The sequence below is a fragment of the Dietzia timorensis genome (genome assembly GCF_020742175.1).
Classification (GTDB): Bacteria; Actinomycetota; Actinomycetes; order Mycobacteriales; family Mycobacteriaceae; genus Dietzia; species Dietzia timorensis_A.
On the sequence record NZ_DYXM01000001.1, the window covers coordinates 1 to 3,064 of the forward strand.

Consider the following 3,064-nt stretch of genomic DNA (forward strand, 5'->3'; position numbering starts at 1 on the left):
GCCGGCGGCTGCCTCGCGATCGGCGAGAAGTTCTCGGCAAAGCGGTTCTGGGACGAAATCGTCCACTTCGATGCGACGGCGTTCATCTACATCGGCGAGCTGTGCCGCTACCTTCTCAATCAGCCCGTACGCCCGCAGGAGCGCGAGCACAATCTCCGGATGATCATGGGCAACGGCCTCCGCCCGGAGATCTGGAAGGAGTTCCAGGAGCGGTTCAACATCCCGCGCGTGTGCGAGTTCTATGCGGCCAGCGAATCGCCCGTGGCGTTCGTCAACGCGTTCAGCGTCGACTCCACCGCCGGATTCACCACGGTCCCGCACAAGATCGTCAAGGTCGATACCGACACCGAGGAGCTCGTCCGCAACGACAAGGGTTGGCTCGTCGAGGCGAAGCCGGGCGAGGTCGGCCAGATGATCGGCCACATCACGAAGACGACACCCTTCGACGGCTACACGAACTCGGCGGCCACCGAGAAGAAGATCGTGCGGGACGCGTTCAAGAAGGGCGACGCCTGGTTCCTGTCCGGGGACCTCGTGTTCAACCAGGGCTTCAACCACATCGCGTTCGTCGACCGTCTCGGCGACACCTTCCGATGGAAGGGCGAGAACGTGGCGACCACCGAGGTCGAGGCCGCATTCGGCGGGATCGACGGCGTCGACACCGCCACCGTCTACGGCGTCCAGATCCCGGGCACCGACGGCCGCGCGGGAATGGCGGCGCTCACGCTCGACGAGGGTGCGAACTTCGACGGCAAGGCCTACGCCGAGGCGCTCACCGGTTCGCTACCGAGCTACGCGGTCCCGCAGTTCATCAGAATCATCGAGCAGGTCGAGGAAACCTCGACGTTCAAGGTGCGCAAGACCGACCTCAAGAAGGACGGCTACGACACCTCGCGCTTCGACGATCCGCTGTACGTGCTCTCCTCCAAAGAGTGCGAATACGTCCCCTACTACGACGGCGCCGATAGAGACGTCGCCGCGGGATCGGTCTCCGGGGCAAAGTAGATCGCTCGCGCTCGCGCCGCTTGGACGGTTCTAGCCCCCGTCATTAAACTCGGCGGGAGATTCGAGCCCCGATCCCCCTAGCGAGCAGGAGTTCCGTTGAGCACATCCCGCCGGCGCGGCCCAGCGTGGCGCCGTCCGGCGACGCGCCGCCAGATGCTGTGGGGCATGGTCGCCGGGGTCGGAGGCGCGGCGGCATTCTCGGTGGCCCGCACCGGATCCGATTCCGAATCCGACGACTCTTCGGAACTACGAGGCGTCGACCGCCCGAGCACCTTCCACTATCAGCGGCCCGACGGGCCCGTCGACGTCCTGCCGCCGCGCCGCACCTTCTACCGCGACGCCGCAGAGGGCGGACAGCAGACGTTCGGCGATTTCTATCTGCCGGCCTCCGTCAACCCCTCGATGCCCGTCGTCGTGCTCGTGCACGGCGGCGGCTGGTCACATGAGCTGAGCCTCGAGTACATGGGCAAGCTCGCCGAGGACATCGCCTCGTTCGACGTAGCCGTGTGGAACATCGAATACCGCCGCACCGGTAGCGGCGGCGGCTGGCCCACCACGGTCCAGGACGTATGCGACGCCGTCGACTACCTACCCGAGATCAACGAGCAGATGGGCGGACGCCTCAACCTCGATGCCGTCTCGGTGTGCGGGCACTCCTCCGGCGGCCATCTCGCGCTGTGGATCGCCGGTCGCGGCGCCCTGCCGGCGAACCTTCCCGGCGCGAACGTGCGCCAGCCCGTCTCGCACTGCGTATCCCTCGCGGGTGTCGCGGACCTGGTCAAGGCAGAGGAGAGCGGGGACCGCTACCTCAAGACGTTGCTCGGCACCACGCTGGACGACGACCGCAAGAAGTTCGTCGACGCCAGCCCCATCTCGCATCTGCCGACCGGGGTCGAGGTCGTCGCCATCCACGGGGAGAAGGACGACGTCGTCCTCCCCGCCCAGTCCGAGGACTACGTGTCCAGGGCCCGCGCGGCAGGCGACGACGCGCGCCTGGAGATCGTGCCCGGCGGAAACCACGACCCGTGGACCGACATCCGCCAGGCCCCGTGGAAGCGGGTGCGCACCATCTTGCTCACTCAGCTCGGAGTTCCGGGAGCTCACCTGCGCGGGCAGCCCCCGACCGTAACCGCGCCGGTCTCCCCTGGCAGTTCCGGATCGGCCGGAGGTTCCTCCGCGAGTTCCTCGCCGTCGACGTCAAGCCCGGAATCCAGCTCCGGCTGACGCCACGGGGCGCGCCCCCGCGCGGCGCTACGTTGTGTAGTCGGCGTTGATAGCGATGTACTCGCGGGTGAGGTCGCAGCCGTACACCGTCGCCGCGCCACCGTCGCCACCGTCGCCGCTGTCGTCGATCCCGAGCTCGACGCGAATCTCCACCGATTCCGCGCTCATGATCTCGGTGAGCCGCTCCAGCTCCGCCTCCCCCGCAAACGTCGGGTACGTCTCGAGGTCGCCGAACACGATCCGCACCTTCTCCTGATCGATGTCCTGGTCCGGGCCGCCTGCGACACCGAGCTTGCCGATCGCCATCGCCACGCGACCCCAGTTGGGGTCCGCCCCGTGCACCGCGGTCTTCACCAGCGGCGAGTTGAGTATCGCCTTCGCCACCCTCTTAGCCTGCTCGTCGTCGCGCGCCGCCGTCACGGATACGGTGAGCAGCTTCGTCGCGCCCTCGCCGTCGCGGGCGAGCTGCCGCGTCAAGTCCAGGCACACCGCAGCCACCGCGTCCTCGAACGCGTCTGCGGGCACCGGCCCGGCCGCCCCGGAAGCAAGTATGACGGCGGAGTCCGAGGTCGAGGTGTCGGTATCGATACTCAGCGCGTTGAACGTGCGGTCTACGACCCTCCGGAACAACTCGTCGAGCTCGCCCGCCGGCACCTGGGCATCGGTGCAGATCGCGGCGATCATCGTCGCCATGTTGGGCTCGACCATCCCGACACCCTTGGCGATCCCGACGACTCGAGCATCGGTGCCCGCCACCTGGGCCTCGGCGGTCTTGGGGTGGGTGTCGGTCGTCATCATCGCCTCGGCGACGGAGACGGCGTCCGCCTCCGGGACC

General features: G+C 67.8%; 3 protein-coding genes. 2 read left to right on the forward strand and 1 reads right to left on the reverse strand.

What is annotated here, in order from left to right; genetic code table 11:
* A partial coding sequence (locus K8V11_RS00005; protein WP_303910007.1) for an AMP-binding protein occupies positions 1-1,005 on the forward strand: 1,005 nt, incomplete at its 5' end.
* Between the two features lie 96 nt (positions 1,006-1,101).
* Positions 1,102-2,229, forward strand: coding sequence for an alpha/beta hydrolase (locus K8V11_RS00010; RefSeq protein WP_303910009.1), 1,128 nt, complete (start codon positions 1,102-1,104; stop codon positions 2,227-2,229).
* Between the two features lie 27 nt (positions 2,230-2,256).
* Here K8V11_RS00010 and K8V11_RS00015 read toward each other — a convergent pair.
* On the reverse strand, positions 2,257-3,064 hold an 808-nt coding region (locus tag K8V11_RS00015), incomplete at its 5' end, for a bifunctional ornithine acetyltransferase/N-acetylglutamate synthase (RefSeq protein WP_303910011.1).